General features: G+C 73.2%; 20 protein-coding genes. 7 read left to right on the top strand and 13 right to left on the bottom strand.

Annotated features, from left to right (window positions below):
• Positions 1 to 489, top strand: a 489-nt coding sequence (locus tag ACXJKG_RS08445; protein WP_456845314.1) for a universal stress protein, incomplete at its 5' end; no start/stop codon positions are given.
• Between the two features lie 6 nt (positions 490 to 495).
• Here ACXJKG_RS08445 and ACXJKG_RS08440 read toward each other — a convergent pair.
• A complete protein-coding gene (locus ACXJKG_RS08440) occupies positions 496 to 2,052 on the bottom strand; it encodes a GAF domain-containing protein (protein ID WP_456845313.1) in 1,557 nt (518 codons plus the stop codon).
• Positions 2,053 to 2,189: 137 nt separating this feature from the next.
• Between ACXJKG_RS08440 and ACXJKG_RS08435 the strand changes: the two genes are divergently transcribed.
• Positions 2,190 to 2,744 (top strand): flavodoxin family protein, encoded by a 555-nt coding sequence (locus ACXJKG_RS08435; protein WP_456845312.1) that lies wholly within the window; start codon positions 2,190 to 2,192, stop codon positions 2,742 to 2,744.
• On the opposite strand, the gene ACXJKG_RS08430 is transcribed toward ACXJKG_RS08435, so the two are convergent.
• Positions 2,725 to 3,399, bottom strand: a complete 675-nt coding sequence (locus tag ACXJKG_RS08430) for a response regulator (protein WP_456845311.1) — start codon at positions 3,397 to 3,399, stop codon at positions 2,725 to 2,727. The two genes, ACXJKG_RS08435 and ACXJKG_RS08430, sit on opposite strands and share 20 nt — an antisense overlap.
• Before the next feature lie 4 nt (positions 3,400 to 3,403).
• Positions 3,404 to 4,927 (bottom strand): helix-turn-helix domain-containing protein, encoded by a 1,524-nt coding sequence (locus tag ACXJKG_RS08425; protein WP_456845310.1) that lies wholly within the window; start codon positions 4,925 to 4,927, stop codon positions 3,404 to 3,406.
• Positions 4,928 to 5,046: 119 nt separating this feature from the next.
• Here ACXJKG_RS08425 and ppdK point away from each other — a divergent pair, with 119 nt between their 5' ends.
• Entirely contained in the window at positions 5,047 to 7,731 is a 2,685-nt protein-coding gene (gene ppdK, locus ACXJKG_RS08420) for a pyruvate, phosphate dikinase (protein WP_456845309.1), read from the top strand.
• A gap of 48 nt (positions 7,732 to 7,779) precedes the next feature.
• Here the strand turns inward: ppdK and ACXJKG_RS08415 are convergent, their stop codons facing one another.
• The 4 genes from ACXJKG_RS08415 to ACXJKG_RS08400 all read right to left on the bottom strand — a co-directional run bounded on the left by ACXJKG_RS08415 (position 7,780) and on the right by ACXJKG_RS08400 (position 12,178).
• Positions 7,780 to 9,630 (bottom strand): bifunctional metallophosphatase/5'-nucleotidase, encoded by a 1,851-nt coding sequence (locus ACXJKG_RS08415; RefSeq protein ID WP_456845308.1) that lies wholly within the window; start codon positions 9,628 to 9,630, stop codon positions 7,780 to 7,782.
• Between the two features lie 114 nt (positions 9,631 to 9,744).
• The gene (locus tag ACXJKG_RS08410) at positions 9,745 to 10,728 is read right to left on the bottom strand and encodes a magnesium transporter CorA family protein (RefSeq protein ID WP_456845307.1); all 984 of its coding nucleotides are present in this window, start codon (positions 10,726 to 10,728) and stop codon (positions 9,745 to 9,747) included.
• A gap of 122 nt (positions 10,729 to 10,850) precedes the next feature.
• A complete protein-coding gene (locus ACXJKG_RS08405; protein WP_456845306.1) occupies positions 10,851 to 11,114 on the bottom strand; it encodes a hypothetical protein in 264 nt (87 codons plus the stop codon).
• Positions 11,115 to 11,218: 104 nt separating this feature from the next.
• Positions 11,219 to 12,178: a glycosyltransferase family 4 protein gene (locus ACXJKG_RS08400; RefSeq protein ID WP_456845305.1), complete on the bottom strand. Its 960-nt coding sequence runs from the start codon at positions 12,176 to 12,178 to the stop codon at positions 11,219 to 11,221.
• 262 nt (positions 12,179 to 12,440) lie between these two features.
• Here ACXJKG_RS08400 and ACXJKG_RS08395 point away from each other — a divergent pair, with 262 nt between their 5' ends.
• Genes ACXJKG_RS08395 through ACXJKG_RS08385 form a run of 3 tightly spaced genes read left to right on the top strand, consistent with a single transcriptional unit; the run spans position 12,441 to position 15,996 of the window.
• Positions 12,441 to 13,571: a glycosyltransferase gene (locus tag ACXJKG_RS08395; RefSeq protein ID WP_456845304.1), complete on the top strand. Its 1,131-nt coding sequence runs from the start codon at positions 12,441 to 12,443 to the stop codon at positions 13,569 to 13,571.
• Positions 13,571 to 14,584 (top strand): glycosyltransferase, encoded by a 1,014-nt coding sequence (locus tag ACXJKG_RS08390; protein WP_456845303.1) that lies wholly within the window; start codon positions 13,571 to 13,573, stop codon positions 14,582 to 14,584. The genes ACXJKG_RS08395 and ACXJKG_RS08390 overlap by 1 nt, the downstream gene beginning before the upstream one ends.
• Positions 14,581 to 15,996 carry a glycoside hydrolase family 130 protein gene (locus tag ACXJKG_RS08385; RefSeq protein ID WP_456845302.1) on the top strand — a complete coding sequence of 472 codons (1,416 nt, stop codon included), beginning with the start codon at positions 14,581 to 14,583 and terminating at the stop codon, positions 15,994 to 15,996. The genes ACXJKG_RS08390 and ACXJKG_RS08385 overlap by 4 nt, the downstream gene beginning before the upstream one ends.
• A 43-nt stretch (positions 15,997 to 16,039) precedes the next feature.
• Here the strand turns inward: ACXJKG_RS08385 and ACXJKG_RS08380 are convergent, their stop codons facing one another.
• A complete protein-coding gene (locus tag ACXJKG_RS08380; RefSeq protein WP_456845301.1) occupies positions 16,040 to 17,389 on the bottom strand; it encodes a ricin-type beta-trefoil lectin domain protein in 1,350 nt (449 codons plus the stop codon).
• A 309-nt stretch (positions 17,390 to 17,698) separates the two neighbouring features.
• Between ACXJKG_RS08380 and ACXJKG_RS08375 the strand changes: the two genes are divergently transcribed.
• A complete protein-coding gene (locus ACXJKG_RS08375) occupies positions 17,699 to 18,469 on the top strand; it encodes a class I SAM-dependent methyltransferase (protein ID WP_456845300.1) in 771 nt (256 codons plus the stop codon).
• 66 nt (positions 18,470 to 18,535) lie between these two features.
• On the opposite strand, the gene ACXJKG_RS08370 is transcribed toward ACXJKG_RS08375, so the two are convergent.
• From ACXJKG_RS08370 to ACXJKG_RS08350, 5 genes are all read right to left on the bottom strand, one after another.
• Positions 18,536 to 18,922, bottom strand: coding sequence for a Rid family detoxifying hydrolase (locus tag ACXJKG_RS08370; protein WP_456845299.1), 387 nt, complete (start codon positions 18,920 to 18,922; stop codon positions 18,536 to 18,538).
• Between the two features lie 53 nt (positions 18,923 to 18,975).
• Complete coding sequence (locus ACXJKG_RS08365; RefSeq protein ID WP_456845298.1) at positions 18,976 to 20,190, bottom strand: acetyl-CoA C-acetyltransferase; 1,215 nt, start codon at positions 20,188 to 20,190, stop codon at positions 18,976 to 18,978.
• Positions 20,187 to 20,834 carry a CoA transferase subunit B gene (locus ACXJKG_RS08360; protein ID WP_456845297.1) on the bottom strand — a complete coding sequence of 216 codons (648 nt, stop codon included), beginning with the start codon at positions 20,832 to 20,834 and terminating at the stop codon, positions 20,187 to 20,189. The genes ACXJKG_RS08365 and ACXJKG_RS08360 overlap by 4 nt, the downstream gene beginning before the upstream one ends.
• Complete coding sequence (locus ACXJKG_RS08355; RefSeq protein WP_456845296.1) at positions 20,834 to 21,619, bottom strand: CoA transferase subunit A; 786 nt, start codon at positions 21,617 to 21,619, stop codon at positions 20,834 to 20,836. Before ACXJKG_RS08355 ends, ACXJKG_RS08360 begins: the two co-directional genes overlap by 1 nt.
• Positions 21,594 to 22,214, bottom strand: a 621-nt coding sequence (locus ACXJKG_RS08350; protein ID WP_456845295.1) for a carboxymuconolactone decarboxylase family protein, incomplete at its 5' end; no start/stop codon positions are given. The genes ACXJKG_RS08350 and ACXJKG_RS08355, both read right to left, overlap by 26 nt.

Genomic DNA, 22,214 nt, shown 5'->3' with positions numbered 1-22,214 from the left:
GCCCACGCGCGCTGCGCGGTCGCGGTGGTCCGTGCCGACGCCGGGCACCCGCTGCTGCCGGACGCGTCCGTCGTGGTGGGGGTCGACGGCTCGTCGGCCTCGCTGGCCGCGGCGCACGTCGCCGCGCGCGAGGCGTGGATGCGCGGGCGTCCGCTCCTCGTCGTGCACGCCCGCCCGACGATTCCAGACCCGTTCGGCAGCGGGAGCGTGCCGCCGCTGGCGACCGGCGACGAGAACGACCCGACCCACAAGGCCGCCCAGGTGGTGGCCGAGGCGCTCCGGGAGGAGAACGCCGGCCTGGACGTCAGGCTGGCCCTCGTGGACGACCACCCGGCCGACGCGCTCGTCGGCCTCGGCCGCGGCGCGGCGCTCGTGGTCGTCGGGTCGCGGGGCCTGGGGGGCTTCCGCGGGATGCTGCTCGGATCGATCAGCAGCGCGGTCGTGCGGGAGGCCACCGGCCCGGTGCTCGTGGTGCACGACAAGGGCTGACGGCCCTCAGCCCAGTGGCACCGACCACTGGAGGTGGCTGCCGCCCTGGTCCAGCGCGACCACGTGCAGGGCGCCGCCGCGCCGGGTCGCGCGCTGCTCGAGGTTGGCCAGGCCGCTGCGCGCGGGGACGTCGGCCGGGATCCCGATCCCGTCGTCCTGCACCTCGACCAGCAGGTCCAGGCCGACGTCGATGCGGACGACGACCTCGTGGGCGTGGGCGTGACGGGCGACGTTGGACAGGGCCTCGCGGACCACCGCGACGGCGTCCTCGGCGATGTCGTCCGGGACCGTCGCGGTGACGCCGTCGGTACGCAGGCGCGGGAGGAAGCCCAGGCTGTGGCGCGAGTTCACCACCTCGGCGTCGATCCGGTGCCGCAGCCCCGTGCCGGTGGTGCCGCCCCGGGCGCCGAGCCGGAAGATCGTGGTGCGCACGTCCTTGATGGTCTCGTCGAGGTCGTCGACGGCGCCCTCGAGCCGTCGGGCGACCTCGGGCCGCACGGCGTCCTGCGCGGCACCCTGCACGTCGAGCCCGATCGCGAACAGCCGCTGGATGACMATGTCGTGCAGGTCCCGCGCGATCCGCTCGCGCTCCTCCAGCACCGCGAGCCGCGCGCGGTCGGCCTGCGCGTCCGCCACGTCGAGGGCCAGCGCCAGCTGCTCCCCGAAGCCCGCGAGGCTCGACAGGTCCAGCTGCGGCTCCGCCGGCGGTTCGCCCTCGGGCCAGAGGACCGCCAGGGCGCCGACCCAGCGCTCGCCGCTGCGCAGGGGGAGGGCGAGCACCCACGTCGGGCCGGGCTGGTCGACCTCGGCGCCGTCCACCCGACGCAGGACGGGCGACGGGCCCGTGAGGTCCTCGGCGAGGGGGAGCGGCAGCTCGTCGTCGAGCCCGTACAGGGTCGACGCCGTCGCCCCGGCGCGCTCCCGCACGAGGGCGAGCACCGCCGGCACGGCCTCGTCCTTCGGCCGGCCGCTGGTGAGGAGCGTCGTGGTGGCCGCCGCCGTCTCGAGCCATCGCTCGTGGTCGCGCGCCTGGCGGTAGGCGCGCCCGTGCCCGAGCGCCACGCCGGCGGTCGCGGCCAGGGCGACGGCGACCTGCTCGTCGCGGGCCGTGAAGTCGACCCCGGCGCCGTCGGCGTCCACCTTGTCGGTGAGGTAGAGGTTGCCGAACACCGCGCCGCGGTCGCGCACGGGCACGCCGAGGAACGTGTGCATCGGGGGGTGGTGCGCGGGGAAGCCGACCGACGAGGGGTGGTCCGCGAGGTCGTGCAGACGGAGCGGGTGCGGGCTCGTCACGATGTGCCCGAGGACGCCCTTGCCCTCGGGCAGGTGGCCGATGAGCCGGGCCGTCTCGTCGTCGATGCCCCGGTGCACGAACTCCTGCAGCCCGCCGTGCTCAGCCAGCACCCCGAGGGCACCGTAACGGGCCCCGGTCAGCCGGCACCCGGCCGCGACGAGCCGCTCGAGAACTGTCGCGATGTCGAGGTCCTCGGACACGGACACGACCGCGCCCAGCAGCTCCTCGAGCCGGTCGTCGTGCTCCGTGCCACTCCCGTCCGACCGCATGCACGGAGCATAGGTGCGCCGTACGACCCCACGGTGCATCAGGGCCCTTCGGCCCTGGGCAGCAGGTTCGTGCCGCCGAATCCTGGAGCTGTCACGAGACGGACAAGACGGACGAGACGCACGAGGAGGTGGGGACGATGCGAGCGCTGGTGGTGTACGAGTCGTCGTTCGGGAACACGGGTCGGGTCGCGAAGGCCGTCTGGGAGGGGATGTTCAGCCGGATGCAGGACGTCGCCCTCCTCGAGGTCGGCGCCGCGCCGCTGCGGCTGCCGCCCGAGCTCGAGCTGCTGGTGGTCGGTGCCCCGACCCAGGCGTTCGGCATGAGCAGGCCGGCCACGCGGGCGGACGCCCAGGTGCAGGCGGGCGCGCCGGCGGCCGAGCTGTCGGTGGGCGTGCGGGAGTGGCTCTCGGCGCTCGAGCCGCCCGACCGGCCGGTCCACGCGGCGACGTTCGACACCCGGATCCACAGCCCGCACGTGCCCGGTTCGGCCGCGGTCGGCGCCTGGCGGGTGCTGAGCCGTGCCGGGTTCCAGGTCGCCGCCGAGGCGGAGAGCTTCTGGGTCACGGGGATCAAGGGGCCCCTGCGCGACGGCGAGGAGGACAGGGCGCGCGCCTGGGGGATCGGTCTCACCGGCCTGCTGCTGGGGCTGCGTCCGATCGACCCCGGTCAGCTCAGGGCGACGACTCGCTGATCCCCGGGGGTGTCGGATGCTGGCGGTGCTGCTCCGCGATGAAGAGCGCCGCCTGCGTCCGCCCGCGGACCTCGATCTTGGCCAGCAGGCTCGAGATGTAGTTCTTCACGGTCTTCTCCGCCAGGAACATGCGGTCCGCGATCTCCCGGTTGGTCAGCCCTTCGCCGATGAGGTCGAGCACGGCGCTCTCCTGCGCGGTGAGCAGGTCGAGCCGGGCGTCGTGCCGCCGTGACTCCCGCAGTCTCTCGAGGACGTGACGCGTGGTGGCGGGATCGAGCAGGTCCCGCCCGGCAGCGACCAGCCGGATGGAGTCGAGGAGCTGGGGCCCGCGGATCTCCTTGAGCACGTAGCCGGCCGCGCCGGCGGTGATCGAGGCGAGGAGCGCCTCGTCGTCCTCGTAGGAGGTGAGCATGAGGCAGCGGACCCGCGATGCCGACGACGCCAGCTCGCGGCAGACCTCCACGCCGCTGCCGTCGGGCAGCCGCACGTCGAGGAGCGCGACGTCGGCGTCGGCGTGCGGGATCCGGGCGAGCGCCTCCTGCGCTGTCGCGGCCTCGCCGACGACCGTCATCTGCGGGTCCGCGTCGATCAGGCGCAGCAGCCCCTGGCGCACGACCTCGTGGTCGTCCAGCACGAACACCCGGATCACCGCCATGAGGTCACTGTGCACCCGTCGGGGCCGCCGTGTGGCCACCGGCGTGCCGGTCGAGGAACGCGTAGACCTCGGCGTCCTCGACGCCGGGGAACGATCCGGTGGGCAGCGGGGAGAGCACGTGCGCGTGCACGGCCGCGCTCGGCCAGGCGTGGGGTGCCCACCGGGCGGCGAGCGCGGGGTCGGCCTGCCGGCAGCAGGAGGGGTCCGGGCAGCGGGACACGCGTCGGGTCGACGTGTCCCGGCCGCGGAACCACTTGGCCGCGGTGAACGGCACGCCGACCGTGATGGAGAAGCCGCCCGCCGAGGTGGAGCCGGTCTGCGTGGTGCACCAGAAGGTGCCCTCCGGCGTGTCGGTGTACTGGTAGTACTCCGTGGCCCGGTTCCGGCGGGTGAACGCCGACCGGGCGGCCCACTCGCGGCACACGACCTGGCCCTCGATCGCGCCGGTGCCGTCGGCGGGGAACCGGACCGCGTCGTTCTCGTAGCCCTTGAACAGCGTGCCGTCGTCGGCGACGCGGACGAAGTGCAGGCGGATGTCGAGGTGCTCGGTGAGCAGGTTGGTGAGGCGCTGGGCGGCGGCCTCGTGCGTCACGCCGAACGCGTCCCGGAAGTCCTCGACCGCGAGCTCCTTGCGCTTCTTCGCCGCGCTGAGATGGGCCACCGCTGCCGTGCTGGGCATGAGGCACGCGGCCGCGAAGTACGTGATCTCGACGCGCTGGCGCAGGAAGTCGGCGTAGCTGCGCGGCGTGGAGTGGTCGAGCACGCGGTGGGCGATCGCCTGCAGGGCGAGCGAGCGCAGGCCGTGCCCACCGGGGATCGAGGCCGGGGGCAGGTAGATCCGGCCGTTGGCCAGGTCCGTGACGGTGCGCGTCGAGTGCGGCAGGTCGTCGACGTGCAGCAGCGAGAACCCGAGGTCCGCGGCCATCTGCGCGACCGCGCTGTGCGTGAGGGCACCCGTGGTGTAGCCGGCCCGCCGGACCAGGTCCTCGGCCGCCTCCTCGATCTCGGGCAGGTGGTTGTTCCGCTCGCGCATCCACAGGCGCAGGGCCGTCGTGGCGCGGCGGGCCTCCTCGGGCGTCGCGATGGCGGCGTCGTCCCGCCGGGCCAGCTCGCGGTGCAGGCCGACGAGCGCCTCGAGCGCCTCGGTCGGCAGGTTCTTGGCCGCCCGTACGGCCGGCAGCCCGAGCGCCGCGTACGCGACGGAGCCCTGGGCCTGGTCGAGCTGGATCTCGAGCGCCGCGCGGCGCGACGGAGGCGTGGTGTCGAGGAGGTCCGTCGTGGTGGTGCCCAGCGCGTCCGCGAGGGACTGCAGCAGGCTCAGGCGTGGTTCGCGCCGGCCGTTCTCGACGAGGGAGAGCTGGCTCGCCGTGCTGCCCACCTGGCGACCGAGCTCGTCGAGCGTCAGCCCGCGCTCGGTCCGCGCGTGACGGATGCGCCGGCCGAGCATGAGCAGCTGGCTGCCGGGCGTCGCCGACCCGCGCGGGTCCGCGGGCAGGTCGATGACGGGTCGGGGGGAGCTCATCGCCATGGCGTTGACAGTAGAGCAAGAACAGCTGTTCTTTGCGCGCGCAAATCGTTGAATCCGGGCCAGGCGGGGCCGGATGCTGAAGGAAGCGCACAATCCCGCCCTGGATGAAGGAGCCCGACATGGCCAGCTACGTCTCCCGCTTCAGCGACGGCGACAAGGACCAGAAGGATCTGCTGGGTGGCAAGGGCGCCAACCTGGCGGAGATGACCAACCTCGACCTGCCCGTGCCGCCGGGGTTCACCATCACGACCGAGGCGTGCCGGGCGTACATGCGCGACGGGCGCGTCCCGCCCGAGCTGCGGGTCGAGGTGACGCTCGCGGTACGAGAGATCGAGGACACGATCGGCCGGCGGCTGGGCGACTTCCACGAGCCGCTGCTGGTGTCGGTGCGGTCCGGCGCCAAGTTCTCCATGCCCGGGATGATGGAGACGGTGCTCAACATCGGGCTCAACGACGCGTCCGTGAAAGGGCTCACCGAGTTCTCGGGTGACGAGCGGTTCGCGTGGGACTCCTACCGTCGGCTCATCCAGATGTTCGGCAAGACAGTGCTGGGCATCGACTCCGACCTGTTCGCGGCGGCGCTTGACGAGCGCAAGACCGCGGTCGGTGCCGCGACGGACGTCGACCTCGGCGCGCAGGATCTGCAGGTGCTGGTGCAGACGTTCAAGGACATCGTCGTCGAGCAGACCGGCCGGGAGTTCCCGCAGCACCCGCGCGAGCAGCTCGACATGGCGATCGAGGCGGTCCTCGACTCGTGGAACACCGACCGCGCGAGGCTCTACCGCCGCCGCGAGCGCATCCCGAACGACCTGGGCACGGCCGTCAACGTGGTGAGCATGGTGTTCGGCAACCTTGGCGAGTCCTCCGGCACGGGCGTCTGCTTCACGCGGGACCCGTCCACCGGCGAGTCCGGGGTCTACGGCGACTACCTGCCCAACGCGCAGGGGGAGGACGTCGTCGCGGGGATCCGGAACACGCTGCCGCTGGCGGAGCTGGAGCTGCTCGACCCGGTGTCGTACGGCGAGCTGCGCCAGGCCATGCGGCGCCTCGAGACGCACTTCCGGGACCTGTGCGACATCGAGTTCACGATCGAGCGCGGCCGGTTGTGGCTGCTGCAGACCCGGGTGGGCAAGCGCACCGCCGCCGCGGCCTTCCGGATCGCCACCGAGCTGGTGGACGAGAGCCTCATCACGATGGACGAGGCGATCACGCGGTGCACCGGCGACAAGCTCAGCCAGCTGCTGTTCCCGCAGTTCGACGCCACCGCCGCGAAGCAGCTGCTGACGCGGGCGCTGCCGGCGTCCCCGGGTGCGGCCGTCGGCGAGATCGTGCTGGACAACGCCCAGGCGCTCGAGCGGACCGCCGCCGGCGCGCACGTCATCCTGGTCCGGCGCGAGACCAACCCCGACGACCTGCAGGGCATGATCGTCGCCGACGGGGTGCTGACCGCGCGCGGCGGCAAGACCTCGCACGCGGCCGTCGTCGCCCGCGGGATGGGCACGTGCGCCGTGGTCGGCGCCGAGGAGCTCCTGGTCGACCCGGTCCTCGGGGAGGTCCGCGTCCGCGACCAGGTGCTGCACGCCGGGGACACGATCGCGATCGACGGCTCCACGGGCGAGGTGTTCCGCGGGTCCGTCCCGGTGGTGGACTCGCCCGTCATGGTCTACGTCTCCGACGGGCTGGACGCCGGGCTCGCGGCCGCGGGTGACCCGGAGGCGAGGGCGCTGGTGACGGCGGTCGACCGCGTGCTGCGCCACGCCGACTCGGTCCGCCGGATGGAGGTGCGCACCAACGCCGACACCGCTGTCGATGCCCGACGGGCCCGCGACCGCGGGGCCGAGGGCGTCGGCCTGTGCCGCACCGAGCACCAGTTCCTGGGGGAGCGGCGCCAGTACATCGAGCGGCTCGTGCTCGCGGACACCGACGACGCCCGGCAGGCCGCCCTCGACACGTTGCTCCCCATGCAGCGCGAGGACTTCGTGGGCCTGCTCGAGGCGATGGACGGGTTGCCGACGACCATCCGCCTCATCGACCCGCCGCTGCACGAGTTCCTGCCGGACCTCACGGAGCTCGCGGTGCGGGTCGCGGTCGCGGCCGAGCCCGACCCGCAGGACGTGAAGGTCCTCGCCGCCGTCCGGCGGATGCACGAGCAGAACCCGATGCTGGGGCTGCGCGGGGTCCGCCTCGGGCTCACGCTGCCGGGCCTGTTCGCCCTGCAGGTGCGGGCGATCGCCGAGGCCACCGTGCAGCTGCGTCAGGCGGGGCGGGACCCGCGGCCCGAGATCATGGTGCCGCTGGTGGGCTCGGTGCGGGAGCTGCAGCTGGTCCGCGAGGAGGCCGAGCGGGTGCTCGCGCAGGTGTCGGAGGAGTCGGGCGTCCCCCTGGACGTGCCGATCGGCTGCATGATCGAGCTGCCGCGTGCGGCGCTGACCGCGCACCGGATCGCCGAGGAGGCCGACTTCTTCTCGTTCGGCACCAACGACCTCACGCAGACCACGTGGGGGTTCTCGCGCGACGACGTCGAGGGCGCCTTCTTCGCGGACTACCTGCAGAACGGCGTGCTGACGATCTCCCCGTTCGAGACGCTGGACGCCGACGGGGTCGGCGCGCTGGTGCGCGCGGGCGTCGAGGGCGGTCGCGCGACGAAGCCGGGCCTGCACCTGGGGGTGTGCGGCGAGCACGGCGGAGACCCGGAGTCGATCCACTTCTTCCACGACGTGGGGCTCGACTACGTGTCCTGCTCGCCCTTCCGCGTACCGATCGCMCGGCTCGAGGCGGGCCGGGCGGCCGTGGCGCGGGCGTGACACGGCACGGGCGCCGCACCCCGTGAGGTGCGGCGCCCRTGTGCGGTGCTACGGCGTGACGGTCAGCGGCGTGCCGCCGGACGTCAGCTGCCAGTCGGGGTTGGTCGACGAGAACGCCGTCGGGTCGATGACCTGGTTGGCGGTCACCCAGTCGATGAGCAGCTGCCGGATCTCCACCTGCCGGTTGTAGACGACCGGTGCACCGACCACGCCAGGGAAGTTGCCACCGCCCGACTGCCGGTAGTTGTTGATGGCGACGACGAACTCCTGGGCGTCCGTCACGGGGACGCCGCCGTAGGCGAGCCCCGTGACCCGGCTGCCGACGGGCTGCGCCAGGTCGATGTCGTAGGTCAGCGGCTGGTCGAGGCCGCCCATGACGTCGTAGTTGTAGTCGGGCGTCCCGTTGGGCGCCGTCGGGGTGACCGCGTTGGTGAGGTCCGCCGCGGCGTACGTGCCCGGCGTCGCGGCCGGCTTGAAGTACTCCGCCGACTTCTCCAGGTACGCCTTGACCTGCGCGCCCGTRAGCTTGATGCCCAGCAGCGTGTTGTCGTAGATGTACAGCCCGGCGATGTCCCGCACGGAGACGTCGCCCTGGGGGATCGCCGCGTCCTTGTTGAACGGCGCCGCGATGGACAGCACCGGCAGCGCCGCGTCGGCCCCCGTGAGCTCGGCCTTCACCGCGCCCGCCTGCACGTAGTTGATGAAGTCGAGCGCCGCCGTGTCCTCGTACCGTGCGGTGGCGGCCGACATGGCCTCGGTGGACGTGCCGATCACGCCGTTGACGTAGTCGACGACCTTCTGGTGGTCGGCCTGGAGCAGGCTGACGATCTTCGGGTCCTCCGGGACGGTGTTCGAGTTGAGCACCTGGGCGCCCACCGACTGCACCGCCCAGTGGCCGCGGGCGAACGACAGGTCGATGTCGAAGACCGACAGCCGCTCACCCCACTTCAGAGGCTCGGACAGCACGACCGGCTTGCCGGTCTGCGTGTTGGTGACGGTCCGGGAGGCGATCTCCTGGTGCGCGTGGCCCACGAGGATGGCGTCGATGCCCGGCACCTGCTGCGCCACCAGCGTCGAGGCGTTCTCGGGGAACGGCAGCGTGTCGCCGTACGACGACGAGGTGTCGGCACCCGAGTGGGCGGCCACGATGACCACGTCGGCCCCCGCGCGCTTCATCTCGGGCACGTACTTCTTGGCCTGCTCGACCAGCCCGTCGAAGTGCATCTTGCCCTCGACGTTCGCCTTGTCCCAGATCGCGATGCCGGGGTTGGTCAGTCCGAGGATGCCGACCTGGATCGGCTTGCCGTGCGCGGGCTTGACCGTCTTGATGACGTACGGCTTGAACGCGGGCTTGCCCGTGCCGTCGTCGAGCGCGTTCGCCGCCAGCAGCGGGAAGTCCAGCTGCTTCTCGAAGGTGCGCAGGTAGGGGATGCCGTAGTTGAACTCGTGGTTGCCGACCGCGGCGGCGTCATAGCCGATCGCGTTCATCGCGGCCGCCATCGGGTGCTCGACCTGCGTCGAGATCGGCTCGACCTTGGCGTAGTAGTACGCCAGCGAGGTCCCCTGGATGGTGTCGCCCGCGTCGATCAGGAGCGTGTTGCGGTCCCCGCGGTCCGCGCGGACCTGGTTCACCAGGGTGGAGACCTTGGCCAGGCCCACGTCGTTGTGGGCGCTGTCGTCGTACTCGGCGTTCTTGAAGTAGTCCCAGTTCAGGGCGCTGCCGTGCAGGTCCGTGGTGCCCATGACCGTGAGGCGGAAGTCCTTCGACCCGCCGTTCCCGTGCCCGTTGCCGGCCATCGCCGGTGAGGCGAGGGCGACGACGAGCACCGTGGCTGCCCCCACCGTGCCCACCCGTAGACCCGCCCGGCCTCTGCCGCGCTGCAGGACGTTGATACCCATGCCGGAGTCCTCCCGTGCTGTCGGTTCTGCACCGGGTTGCGGTGCAGCGGGCACGGTACCCCCCTCGGGTGACATCGACACCTCGAACGAGTGACGGGCGCGTTGACTCCCGGGTCACCACCAGCCCTGTCGCTTGGCCCACCACAGCAGGCCGGCGGACATCGCGACCATGACCGTCAGGGCGATGCTCAACGGGATCGGGACCGTGTGGCTGTTCACGATCATGTTCATGCCGAGCACCGACGCGAGGGCCGTGATGGGCAGCGTCACCACCGCGATGACGGCGAGCCGCTCGGCGGCGATCGTCATCTTGGTCTCCGTCCGGGTCCGGTAGAACTCGATCACGCCCTGGAGGTAGTCCTTCTCCTCGCCGGCCAGCCCCGCGATGCGGTCGAACTGGGAGACCAGGTCGGCGACCAGGTGCCGGCTCTCCTCGGGCACGGCGCGGGGCAGCCCGACGAGTCGGCGGTAGATCTCTGCCGTCTGCGCGGCGATCGTCTTGACGGCCAGCAGGCCGTGCCGGACGCGGAACATCTCGTCGAGGAACTTCTCGGGGTCGTCGTACGCGCCGTCGGTGACGCGGCGCTCCAGGTCCCAGACGTTGGCCGTGAGCTCCTCGACGAACTTCTCCATGCGGCGCGTCAGCGCCGAGACGATCGCGTGCGAGATGTCGAAGGACGTGCGGGGCTTCAGGCGCCCGGACCGGATGCGCTCGAGCACCTCCCGGGTGTCCCGCAGGGGGACGTCGGGCGCGACCGCCGGGTTGACCGGACCGTGCACGGTGACCAGGTAGCGCGGCCCGATCAGGCGGTCCAGCTCCACGTGGTGGACGTGGCCGGCGGTGCCGCGCTCGGGGGCGTGCAGGACCAGGAACAGCGAGCTCGGGTAGGCGTGCAGCTTGGGCAGCCGGTTGCGCACCTCGCAGTCGTGCACGGCCAGCGGGTGCATCCCGAACACGTTGGTCAGGACGTCGGCGGCCTGCGCGTCCCACTGCGGGATGTCGACCCACACGATGCCGTGCCGCCCGGTGAGCAGCTCGGGGAGCTCGTCGACGGTGCCCTCGCGCACGCCGTCGTCGGTGATGAGGTGGATGTCCACGGCTGCCTCCGTCTGAGCTCCGCGCGATGCCCCTGCCGTCATCATGCGTCACGGGTGCGCCGGCGCCACCCGGCATGCCGAGGGCCGCGCCGGTCGCCCGGCGCGGCCCTCGACGGGTGGGGTCAGCGCAGCTTGTCGGACTCGATCCGCTCCGCCTCGGTGGTGTGCACGTGGGTGCCCGTCCCGGGGCCGCGCAGGCCGTCGGACTCGATCTCCTCGGCCTCGGTGGTGTGCACGTGGGTGCCGGTGCCGGGGCCGCGGAGCCCGTCGGCCTCGATCTTCTCCGCGTCCGTGGTGACGTCGGGGACGTCCGGCGTCGCCGGGAGCCCGTCGGCCCGGATCTTGGTCGCGTCGGTGGTCTCAGGTTCTGTGTACTCGTCAGTCATGGCGTGTTCCTCGGTGGTGCTGGTGCCGTGCCGGAGGCGGGGCGTCGGGGGTGGCGTCCGCCGTGGCCCCGAGCCGCTCCGGTCGGGGCCATACCGCCACTGTGTCACCGCTCGCGCGATGTGGCCCGGTCGGAGATGGACGCGAAGAGCCGTTCGTAGTCGTCGACCATGCGATCCGCGCTGAACCGGGTCTCGGCCTCGCGCCGGCAGGCGAGCCGGTCGATCGTCGACAGCCGGCCGACGGCCGCGACGGCGTCGTCCTCGTCGGCGACCAGGAAGCCGGTCACGCCGTCGCGGACGAGCTCGGGCATCGAGCCCCGCCGCGTCGCGACGACCGGGGTGCCCGCCGCCAGCGCCTCGGCGACCGACAGACCGAACGGCTCCTCGAAGTCGATGAGGTGCAGCAGGGCGGCTGCGCCCCCGAGCAGCCGGTCGCGCTCGGCGGGCCCCACCGAGCCGACGAAACGCACCCGCGAGCCATCGACGTGCGGCTCGACCAGCGTCCGGAAGTACGGCTCGTCGTGCACGACGCCGGCGATCACCAGCGGCAGCGCGGAGCGTCGGGCGACCTCGATGGCGAGGTGCGTGCCCTTGTCCGGGTGGATGCGGCCGAGGAAGAGCAGGTAGCCGCCGTCGCCGGCGCCGGGGGTGAACTGCGACAGGTCCAGGCCGTGGTGGATCGTCGCGTCGTAGGTGAGGTCCGGGTGCCGGTCGGAGTCGCTGATCGACACGTAGTGGGCGATGTCGTCGTAGGCGCGGTACACGCGCACGATGCGCTCCGACGAGAACCCGTGGATCGTCGTCACGACGGGCGTCGGCGTCAGCCGGCTGTACGTCAGCGGCAGGAAGTCGAACTGGTTGGAGATCACGTCGAACTGCGCCGCCCGCTCGAAGACCGCCGCGATGTGCAGCGACTCGCACACCTTGACGTCGATCGTCGGGTCCTCCTCGTAGCCCGTCGGCGCCTCGGCGTGCAGGTGGGCGGCGGTCTGCGAGTCGGCCGTCGCGAACAGGGTGACGTCGTGGCCGCGGGCGACCAGGCCCTCGGCGAGAGTCGACGCCACCTGCTCCCAGGGACCGTACGAGCGGGGTGGCGTCCGGTGCGCTATCGAGGCGAGCACGGCGATCTTGACGGGGTGCCTCCACGGCTGGCGCGGCGGAAGGTCCCGGAAGGCTCCCGACCGCGACTGGTAGCCTAGCCACGCGGTGCCAGGCCCGGCTGCGGACAGGTTCCAGCGGGTCAGGACGCCCGGGGATGTCGATCAGGCCCCGCCCGAGGTCGGTAGCGCACTCCGCTGCGAAGCATCACCAGCGCGAAGGGCCTCCGTGGCCATCAGATTCGGCGTCCTCTCCACCTTCCCCCCCACGCAGTGCGGCCTGGCCACGTTCTCGTCGGCACTGGCCACCCACCTGGTCGAGGCCGGCGCGGAGGTGTCGGTCGTCCGGGTCGTCGACGACCTGCAGCCCGCCGTGCCGCTCGTCACCCACCAGCTGGTGACCGGTGCCCCGGACGAGGCTCGGGCCGCCGCGGCGGCGCTCAACGCGTGCGACGTCGCGCTTGTCCAGCACGAGTACGGGATCTTCGGCGGGCGTGACGGCGCCGACGTGCTCGACGTCCTGGCGCGCCTGCGCGTGCCCGTCATCACGGTCCTGCACACCGTCCTCGCGCACCCGACGCCGCACCAGCACGAGGTGCTGGCCAGGGTCGTCGCCGCGTCGTCCGTGACCGTGACCATGACCGAGGCCGGGCGGCAGCGGCTGATCGAGGGCTGGGACGTCGACCCCGCGTCGGTCACCGTGATCGCGCACGGCGCGCGAGACAACCGCGGGCCGGACGAGACCGTCACCCCGCCGCGCACGGCACCCACCGTGCTGACGTGGGGGCTGCTGGGCGAGGGCAAGGGCATCGAGTGGGCGCTGGAGGCGCTCGCGGGCCTGGGCGACCTGCACCCGCGGCCCACGTACCGGATCGTCGGCGAGACCCACCCGAAGGTCCTCGAGCGCGACGGCGAGGCGTACCGCCACCGTCTCGAGCGCGTGGTCGACCGCCTGGGCATCGGGTCGATGGTGCAGTTCGACGCCCGGTACCTCGACGTCCCGACGCTGCAGCGCATCGTGCGGTCGGCCGACGTCGTGCTCCTGCCGTACGACTCCCCGGACCAGGTGACCTCCGGCGTGCTCACCGAGGCCGTGGTCGCGGGCAAGCCCGTGGTCTCCACCGCCTTCCCGCACGCCGTGGAGCTGCTGTCCGGCGGCGCCGGGATCCTGGTCCCGCGCCGCGACCCCGCGGCGATCCGGGACGCGCTGCGCCGCGTGCTCACGGAGCCCGGTCTCGCGCGCTCGATGGCGGCCGCCTCCCGCGCCGTGGCGCCGAGCCTGCTGTGGACCGCGGTGGCCGAGCAGTACGTGGGCCTCGGCGCCGGCCTGCTGCACACGCGCTCGCTGTCGGTCGCCTGATGTACCCCGAGCCGGTCTTCGACCACCTCGTGCACCTGAGCACCCCGATCGGGCTGTTCGAGCACGCCCTGCTCACCGAGCCCCGGCCCGAGCACGGCTACTGCCTGGACGACGTCGCCCGGGGGCTCGTCGTCACCACGCGGCAGCCGCGGCCGACGCCCGAGGTCGAGGCCCTGACGGAGACGTACCTGCGGTTCACCCTGTTCGCCCAGGACGGTCTCGGGCGGTTCCACAACCGGCGCGACCAGACCGGCCGCTGGACCGACTGCGCGACGGTCGAGGACCACTGGGGCCGGGCGCTGTGGGCCCTCGGCACCGCGGCGCGCGCGACCGGCGACCCCCGCGTGCGCCGCGCCGCCCTCGATGCGGCCGGGGTCGGTCTGCAGAGGCGTTCGCCCTGGTGGCACGCGATGGCGTACGCGGCGCTCGGCGCGGCCGAGGTGCTCGAGCTGCAACCCGGGAGCCGCGCGGCCCTCGGGATGCTGGCGGACGCCCGGACCCTGCTCGCGCAGCCGACGGATCCGTCGTGGCCGTGGCCGGACGCCCGCCTGAGCTACGCCAACGCCGTCCTGCCCGAGGCGCTCGTCGCCATCGGCACGGCGCTCGGCGACGAGGACACGCTGCGCGCCGGCCTGGACCTCCTGCACTGGCTCGTCGCGCAGGAGACGCACGACGGACACCTCTCCATGACCCCGGTGGGCGGACGGGTGGAGGGCGACGAGCGTCCCGGATTCGACCAGCAGCCCATCGAGGTCGCGGCCCTGGCCGAGGCGTGCTGGCGCGCTTTCCGGGCGACGCGGCACGAGGTCTGGCTCACGTACCTCGACCGGTGCGTCGGCTGGTTCCTGGGCGACAACGACACCGGGATGGTGCTCTACGACGACGTCTCCGGCGGCGGGAGCGACGGCCTGCACGCGCTCGGGGTCAACCAGAACCAGGGTGCCGAGTCGACGTTGGCGGCGCTGTCGACCCTGCAGCTCGGGCGGCTCGCGCTCGTGCAAGCAGTCGCGTGACGCTCGTCCGCCGCACGGACCACGTGCTCCGGCCCGACGCGACCCGGGTGGTCAGCACCCCGTTCCTGCCCGGCGAGGAGATCCACGGCGCGGGCGTCTCGCGGCGGGCCGTCGTCCTCGCGCGGCTGCTGGCGCTGCCCGACGCCGAGGTGGACGCGGCGCTGATCGACGTCCTCACGTGGTTCAGCACCCGGTACGACGACCTGGTCGGGCTCCTCGACGAGCGCTTCGCCCTGGTCGAGCAGCACATCGAGGACGCCGGGCAGCTCTCCCTCGAACGCCGCCGGCTCATCGGCGCGTGCATGAGCCAGGAGTACGCGATCGAGTCGGCGGCGCTGTTCAACCCGTCCCTCGTCGCCCACCCCGACCAGTCCGGGCTCCCGGCCGGGAGTACGCGGTTCGTCATGAGCGTGCGCGGCGTCGGGGAGGGGCACATCTCCTGCGTCGAGCTGCGCACCGGGGTCGTCGACGGGGCCGACAAGGTCACGTTCGACGTCCCGGGGCCGACGACCACGGTGCCCCGCGACCAGCCGACCGTGCACTCGCGGGACGACCTCCGGCTCCAGAACGGCGAGCTCGGCGGCGACCACGAGGAGGCCGACGCGCTGCTGCGTGCCCTGCCGGCGACCTTTGCCCGAGTGTCCGTCGAGGGCAGCCCCCGCCTGGAGTGGCTCGCCGCCTGCACGTACACGGTCGCGTTCCCGCCGGGCAGCGCGATCGACTCCCGGGTGCTGCTGCCGTCCAGCCCTGCCGAGCGCCACGGCATCGAGGACCTGCGCCTGGTCGAGGTCGAGGGCGCGGACGGCCGACGCAGCTACCTSGGSACCTACACGGCCTTCGACGGGGAGTCSGTYGCGCCGCACCTGCTSGMSACSGACGACTTCACGACGTTCCGCRTGAGCCGGCTCACCGGCCCGGGCGCGAAGAACAAGGGCATGGCGCTGTTCCCGCGGCGGGTGGGCGGGCAGTACCTCGCCCTGTCGCGCTGGGACCGGGAGAGCAACTCGCTGGCCGGCTCCAGCGACCTGCGGCACTGGGACGACCTCGGCACCCTCAGCGCCCCCGACCGCGCCTGGGAGATCATCCAGGCGGGCAACTGCGGGTCGCCGATCGAGACGGCGGCCGGCTGGCTGGTGCTCACGCACGGCGTCGGCCCGATGCGGCTCTACAGCATCGGCGCCATGCTGCTCGACCTCGACGACCCGCGCCAGGTCCTGGGCAGCCTGGCCACCCCGTTGCTCGTCCCGTCGGCCGACGAGCGCGACGGCTACGTGCCGAACGTCGTCTACTCGTGCGGCGCCCTGCTGCACGGCGCCACGCTCGTCCTGCCGTACGGCTGCAGCGACGCAGCGATCCGGGTGGCCCTGGTGGACGTGCCGGAGCTGCTCGCGGCGATCACTGCGGGCCCCTGACGCCGTCCGGCACGGGGTGGAGCCCGCGCCGGACGGCCTCACGTCAGCTGTGCAGGGTCCACCTCTGGGCGCTGCTGGCGTTGCAGTCCCAGATCTGGACCTGCGTGCCGGCGGTCGTGGAGGCGGCGGGGTCGTCGAGGCACTTGTTCGACTGCGGGTTGTAGTAGCCGCCGTTCTGCGGGATCCAGACCTGGGCGCCCGTGCCGTTGCAGTCCCAGAGCTGGACCTTGGTGCCGTTGGCGGTGCCGCCGGCCGCGATGTCGAGGCACTTGCCCTGGACGTGCAACGTGGTGCCGGCCTGCACGAAGGTCCACTTCTGCGCGACGCTGCCGTTGCAGCCCCAGATCTGGATCGTGTTGCCGTTGGCGGTGCTCTGGGCGTTGTTGTCCAGGCAGAGGCCGTTCGCGTTGGTCAGGGAACCGCCCGACGCCGGCGGGGGCGTCGTGGTGCCGCCGCCCGAGGTGTAGACCGCGACGTAGTCGACGAGCATCGGCACGCCCGACTGGGTCGCGCTGGTGGGACCGCCGCCGAACGCCGCGGGGAACCCGCCGCCGATGGCCACGTCGAGGATCGGGAAGAAGCCGTGGTGGGTGGCGTTGTTCCAGGTCGTGGCGTCGACCTGGTTGGCGTTGATCGTGAAGAAGGTGGCGCCGTCGAGGTAGAACYGGATCTGCTCGGGGGAGACGCTGCGGTCCTGCTCCATCGCGTACGTGTGGAACCCGGTCTGGCAGCCGGCGCAGGCCCGCTCGCCGCTGCCGATGCCCGTGGTCTCGTTGCACGGGCCGCCGGGGGAGACGCCGCAGTGCAGCGTGGCGAACTCCGAGCTCCGCCCGTTGATGTCCTCCATGATGTCGATCTCGCCGATGCCGGGCCATCCGGAGGCGGCCGTCCCGCGTGCCGCGGAGCCGAGCGACCAGAAGGCCGGCCAGTACCCGGCGGCCGCGGCCCCGGTGACGTTCGGCTGCTGGAGCGAGGCCTCGAACCGCAGCTTGCCGCCGGCGGGCGCGGCGAAGTCGGTGCGCTGCGTCTCGATGCGACCGCTGGTCCAGTTCCCGGACCCGTCGCGGATCGGCTTGATCGCCAGGTGCCCGGCGCCGTCCTGGTAGACGTTCGCGGTGCTGTTCGTCATGGTCTCGATCTCGCCGGTGCCCCAGCCCGAGGGGCCGCCCGGGTAGCCGGTGCCCAGGTCGTAGAGCCAGCTCGACGTGCTGACGCCCGTGTTCGCGGCGCCGCTGAAGTCGTCGGCGAACTGCTGGGTCCAGCCGGACGGGGTGGGTGGCACGGCGGCGGTGGCGGGGCCGGCGCCGACGACCGCGAGCGCGGCGAGGCCGGCGGCGACGAGCGCGAGGCGCGACAGCCGACGGCGGCGCGCGGGGGAGTGGGGCGTGGGCATGGCGATGCACCTCTTCGGGGATGGACGTGGGTGATCGGTCGCGGCGCCGGGCCGTCGGCGGGCGCGCCACAGGGGCGCCGGACGTCGTCGGCATGGCGCGTGTCGAGCAGCTCGGGAGTGCTCGAGAAGGGCGCTCGGCGCCGAGCGCGGTGGGTGGACAACACTGTCGACACAGGCGATCGCGGTGATCGGGCGCTCTCGCGGGGCCCACGTTATTGCCGCAAGTGACACGAGTCAATAGCGATGTTTCCGAGCGATCAGGCTGTCCTCCGACCCGCCGCTAGGGTGGTGGTGTCGAAGGAGACACCCATGGGCTGGGAGGACGCCGGAACCGCCTGGAGCGCGCGAGCCTCGGACTGGGCCGACCTGATGGAACCGCACTTCCGACCGCTCTACGACGCCCTCGCCGCCGCCGTCCCGGTGCGCCCAGGGATGCGGGTGCTGGACGTCGGGTGCGGAGCCGGGCTGGGCCTCTCGGTGTACTCGGACCACGGCGCCCGATGCGCCGGGATCGACGCCGCGCAAGGTCTGCTCGACCTCGCACGCGCGCGGGTCCCGGACGCGGACCTGAGGCACGGCACGATGCTGGCACTGCCGTGGCCCGACGCGTCGTTCGACGCCGTGGTCGGCGTGAACAGCTTCGCGTACGCCGACGACGGGGCGCTCGTGGAGGCCCGGCGCGTCCTGCGCCCGTCCGGCACCCTCGGCCTGGGCTACTGGACCGACGCGGGTGACTTCGCCTGGCCGATGAGCCAGCTGGGCGCCGCGCTCGAGCCGTACGTGACCCACGACCTCGCCGCGGTCCCCCTGCGCATGGCCGACCCCGGCGCTCGTGCGGCCGCCCTGGCCGGCGCCGGCTTCACGCCGGTCGACGACGGCCACCTCGATGCGGCGACCACGTTCGCCGACCCCGAGACCGCCTACCGGGCGCTCGCGTCGACCGGGAACATCTACCCGCTGGTCCAGGCGGGCGCCGAGGGCGAGCTCGAGGTGCGGACCCTGACCTGGCTGCGGGAGCGCACCGCACTGGGCACACGGTTCGGCTCGTCGTTCGGGTGGTCGACCGCGACCCGCTCGTGAGAGGCCATCAGACGCGGTCGGGCACCGCCGCGAGGGCTGTCCGCCCCCGATCCTCGCCGGCCTCGGTCAGGCCTCGGGCAGGAGGGCGATCGCCTCGATCGAGACGAGCAGCCCGCGGGGCAGCACCACGTTGCCGGGCGCCGAGCGCGCGGGCGGCGGGTCGGGCATGTGGCGCGCGTAGACGGCGTTGAGCGCGGCGAAGTCGGCCACGTCCGCGTAGAAGATCGTCGTCTTGACCAGGTAGGCCATCGAGGAGCCGGCCGCGTCGAGGGTCGCGGCCACGTTGCGCAGCGCCAGCTCTGTCTGGGCCTCGATCCCCTCCGGGATCTCACCGGTCGTCGGGTCGATCCCCGCGGTCCCCGAGCAGAAGACGAAGCCGCCCGCGACGATCGCCTGGCTGTACGGGCCCAGGGCGGCGGGCGCGTCGTCCGTGTGCACGCTGTGACGGGTCATCGTCGCTCCCGGGGTCGGCTCGTGGACGTCGACCCCATCGTCCTCGCGCGGCGTCAGACGCGCTCGAGCACCGCCGCGAGGGCCTGGCCGCCCCCGATGCACATGGTCTCCAGCGCGAGGGTGCCGTCGAGGGCGGGCAGCTCGTGCGCGAGCGTGGCGAGCATGCGCAGGCCGGTGGCGCCGATGGGGTGCCCGAGGGAGATGCCGCTGCCGCGGGGGTTCACGCGGGGGTCCTCGGGATCGATGTCCCAGTCGGCCAGGCAGGCGAGCACCTGGACCGCGAAGGCCTCGTTGAGCTCGAGGACGTCGACGTCGTCGAGGGTCGCGCCCGCGCGGGCCAGGGCCAGGTGCGCGGCGGGGACCGGGGCGATGCCGAACCGGCGGGGGTCGACGCCGGCGACGGCCCAGGAGCGCAGGCGGAGCACGGGCGTCAGGCCCAGGCGGTCGGCGTGCTCCCGGGTGGTGACGACGCAGGCGGCGGCGGCGTCGTTCTGGCCGCTGGAGTTGCCGGCGGTCACCGTGGCGTCCGGGTCGGTGGCGATCAGCACGGGCCTCAGGGCGGCGAGCGCCTCGAGCGAGGAGTCGGCGCGGGGGTGCTCGTCGCGGTCGACGACGACGGTCCCGCGGCGGCCCGGCACGGTGACGGGGACGATCTCGGCGTCGAAGGCCCCGGAGGTCTGGGCGGCGACGGCGCGCTGGTGCGAGCGCAGCGCGAGTGCGTCCTGGTCCTGACGGCTGATCCCGTACTCGGCACGCAGGACCTCCGCCGTGCCCACGTTGCCGTCGGGAGTCGGGTAGCCGGTACCGCCGACGGTCACGCGGCCCCGGGCGAGCGCGTCGTGCAGCAGCAGGCCACCGGCGGGGAGCCCGCGTCGGCCCTGCTCGGTGTAGAGCGGCGCGTTGGACATGGACTCGACGCCGAGGGCCACGACCACGTCGGCGACGCCGGTCTGCACCTCCATCGCGGCGTTCAGCACCGCCTGCAGGCCCGAGCCGCAGCGCCGGTCCAGCTGGTAGCCGGTCGTCGTGACGGGGAAGCCGGCGTCCAGCCCGGCCACGCGGCCGAACGCGGGTGACTCCATGGTCGGGTAGCCCTGCGCCGCGATGACGGAGTCGACCGACGCGACGTCGAGGCCGGTCCGGTCGACCAGCCCGCGCAGCACCGCGACCGCGAGGGACCGGGCGTCCAGCGGCGCGAGCGCGCCGCCGAAACGGCCGACGGGTGTGCGCACCGGTGCGCAGAGGACGACCTCGCGCAGCTCGGTCATGCGGGATCCGCCAGCGCGACGTCGAACGGCGCCCCGGTGGCGTCGCGCACCTGCTCCACGGTGACCCCGGGTGCCAGCTCGATGAGCCGCAGACCCTCGTCGGTCACGTCCAGGACGGCCAGGTCGGTGATGATCCGGTCGACGCAGGACCGGCCCGTCAGCGGCAGCGTGCACTGCTGGACGATCTTGGCCGACCCGTCCTTGGCCACGTGCTCCATGACGACCAGCACGTGGGCCGCGCCGTTGACCAGGTCCATCGCCCCGCCCATGCCCTTGACCATCTTGCCGGGCACGGCCCAGTTGGCGATGTCGCCCGTGGCGGAGACCTGCATGGCGCCGAGCACGGCGTGCGTGACGCGGCCGCCGCGGATCATGCCGAAGCTGGCGGACGAGTCGAAGTACGCGGCGCCGGGCAGCACCGTGACCGTCTCCTTGCCCGCGTTGATGAGCTTGGGGTCCGCCTCGCCCTCCCACGGGTACGGGCCGACGCCGAGGATGCCGTTCTCGGAGTGCAGCACGACCTCGACGCCGGGAGGCAGGTGGTTGGGGATGAGCGTCGGCAGCCCGATGCCCAGGTTCACGTAGGAGCCGTCCTCGAGCTCGCGGGCGGCGCGGGCGGCCATCTCGTCACGGGTGAGCGGCATCAGATCTCCACGGAGGGTCGCGGCCGGACGGTGGTCTTCTCGATCGGCAGGTCGGCCGACTGCTCGGGCGTGAGCAGCACGACGCGGTCGACGTAGATGCCGGGCAGGTGGATGTCGTCGGGATCGAGCTCGCCCGGCTCGACCAGCCGGTCGACCTCCGCGATCGTGATCCGGCCCGCCATCCCGGCCAGCGGGTTGAAGTTGCGGGTCGACTTCTCGAACCGGAGGTTGCCGTGCCGGTCCCCGACGGCCGCCCGGACCAGGCCGTAGTCCGTGGTGATGGCCTCCTCGAGCACGTACTCGCGGGTGCGGCCGAACGCCGCGAACGGGCGCAGCTCCTTGGGTCCGCTGGCCAGCGCCACCGAGCCGTCGGGTGCGTAGCGCAGCGGCATCCCGCCGTCGGACACCGCCGTGCCGGCCCCGGCCGCCGTGTAGAAGGCGGGGATGCCGACGCCGCCCGCGCGCAGCCGCTCGGCCAGCGTGCCCTGCGGCGTCAGCTCGACCTCGACCTCGCCGCCGAGGTACTGCCGCGCGAACTCCTTGTTCTCCCCGATGTAGCTGGCCACCACCCGGCGGATCCGGCCGGCCGAGAGCAGCTCACCGAGCCCCCAGCCGTCGACCCCGCAGTTGTTGGACACCACCTCGAGGTCGTCGACCCCGTGGGCCAGCAGCGCGCGGATGAGCGCGATGGGCACGCCGGACAGGCCGAAGCCGCCCACCGCGAGCGATGCGCCCGACGGGATGTCGGCGACGGCCTCGTCAGCCGTCGCGACGGTCTTGTCCATGATCTTCTCCTTGACTCTCGCTGGCGGCGACGACCTCGCGGACGATCGCCATCGCGGCGTTCGCGGGCGGGAGCCCGGCGTACAACGCGGTGTGCAGGACGACCTCGGCGACCTCGTCCGGGGTGAGTCCGTTGCGCAGGGCGGCGCGCACGTGCATCCGCAGCTCCGCCTGGTGGCCGCCGGTGACCAGGCTGGCCAGCGTGGCGATCGACCGCTCCCGCCGGGACAGACCGGGGCGCGACCAGACCTCGCCCCAGGCGTACCGCGTCAGGAAGTCCTGGAAGGCGGCCGTCTGCGGGGTCGTCGCGGCGATCGCCGCGTCGACGTGGGCGTCGCCGAGCACCTCGMGGCGGACCCGCATGCCGCGGGCGCCGACGTCGTCGCCCGCGAGGTGGTCGCGCAGGAGGCCCGCGGCGATCGCGGGTTCCTCGAGCACGGCGAGGTGGCCGGCGGTCCCGATCGTGGCGTGCATGGCCCTGGGGAGCTGCTCGGCCAGCGACTGCATCGACCTCGGCGTCGTCACCACGTCTTGCGCGCCGCTGATCAGCAGCGTCGGGACCGGGACGTCGGCGACGCTCCCGGACCGGTCGAACGT

It is taken from the genome of Cellulomonas sp. P5_C6, assembly GCF_054049635.1.
Note: the sequence above shows the minus strand (reverse complement) of the source record. Positions and strands in the feature narration are given on the sequence as shown.

Coding starts and splice junctions, on each gene's coding strand:
- ACXJKG_RS08435 (WP_456845312.1), top strand. CDS start 2,190: ATGCGAGCGCTGGTGGTGTACGAGTCGTCGTTCGGGAACACGGGTCGG.
- ACXJKG_RS08430 (WP_456845311.1), bottom strand. CDS start 3,399: ATGGCGGTGATCCGGGTGTTCGTGCTGGACGACCACGAGGTCGTGCGC.
- ACXJKG_RS08425 (WP_456845310.1), bottom strand. CDS start 4,927: ATGGCGATGAGCTCCCCCCGACCCGTCATCGACCTGCCCGCGGACCCG.
- ACXJKG_RS08405 (WP_456845306.1), bottom strand. CDS start 11,114: ATGACTGACGAGTACACAGAACCTGAGACCACCGACGCGACCAAGATC.
- ACXJKG_RS08390 (WP_456845303.1), top strand. CDS start 13,571: ATGTACCCCGAGCCGGTCTTCGACCACCTCGTGCACCTGAGCACCCCG.
- ACXJKG_RS08375 (WP_456845300.1), top strand. CDS start 17,699: ATGGGCTGGGAGGACGCCGGAACCGCCTGGAGCGCGCGAGCCTCGGAC.
- ACXJKG_RS08370 (WP_456845299.1), bottom strand. CDS start 18,922: ATGACCCGTCACAGCGTGCACACGGACGACGCGCCCGCCGCCCTGGGC.
- ACXJKG_RS08365 (WP_456845298.1), bottom strand. CDS start 20,190: ATGACCGAGCTGCGCGAGGTCGTCCTCTGCGCACCGGTGCGCACACCC.
- ACXJKG_RS08360 (WP_456845297.1), bottom strand. CDS start 20,834: ATGCCGCTCACCCGTGACGAGATGGCCGCCCGCGCCGCCCGCGAGCTC.
- ACXJKG_RS08355 (WP_456845296.1), bottom strand. CDS start 21,619: ATGGACAAGACCGTCGCGACGGCTGACGAGGCCGTCGCCGACATCCCG.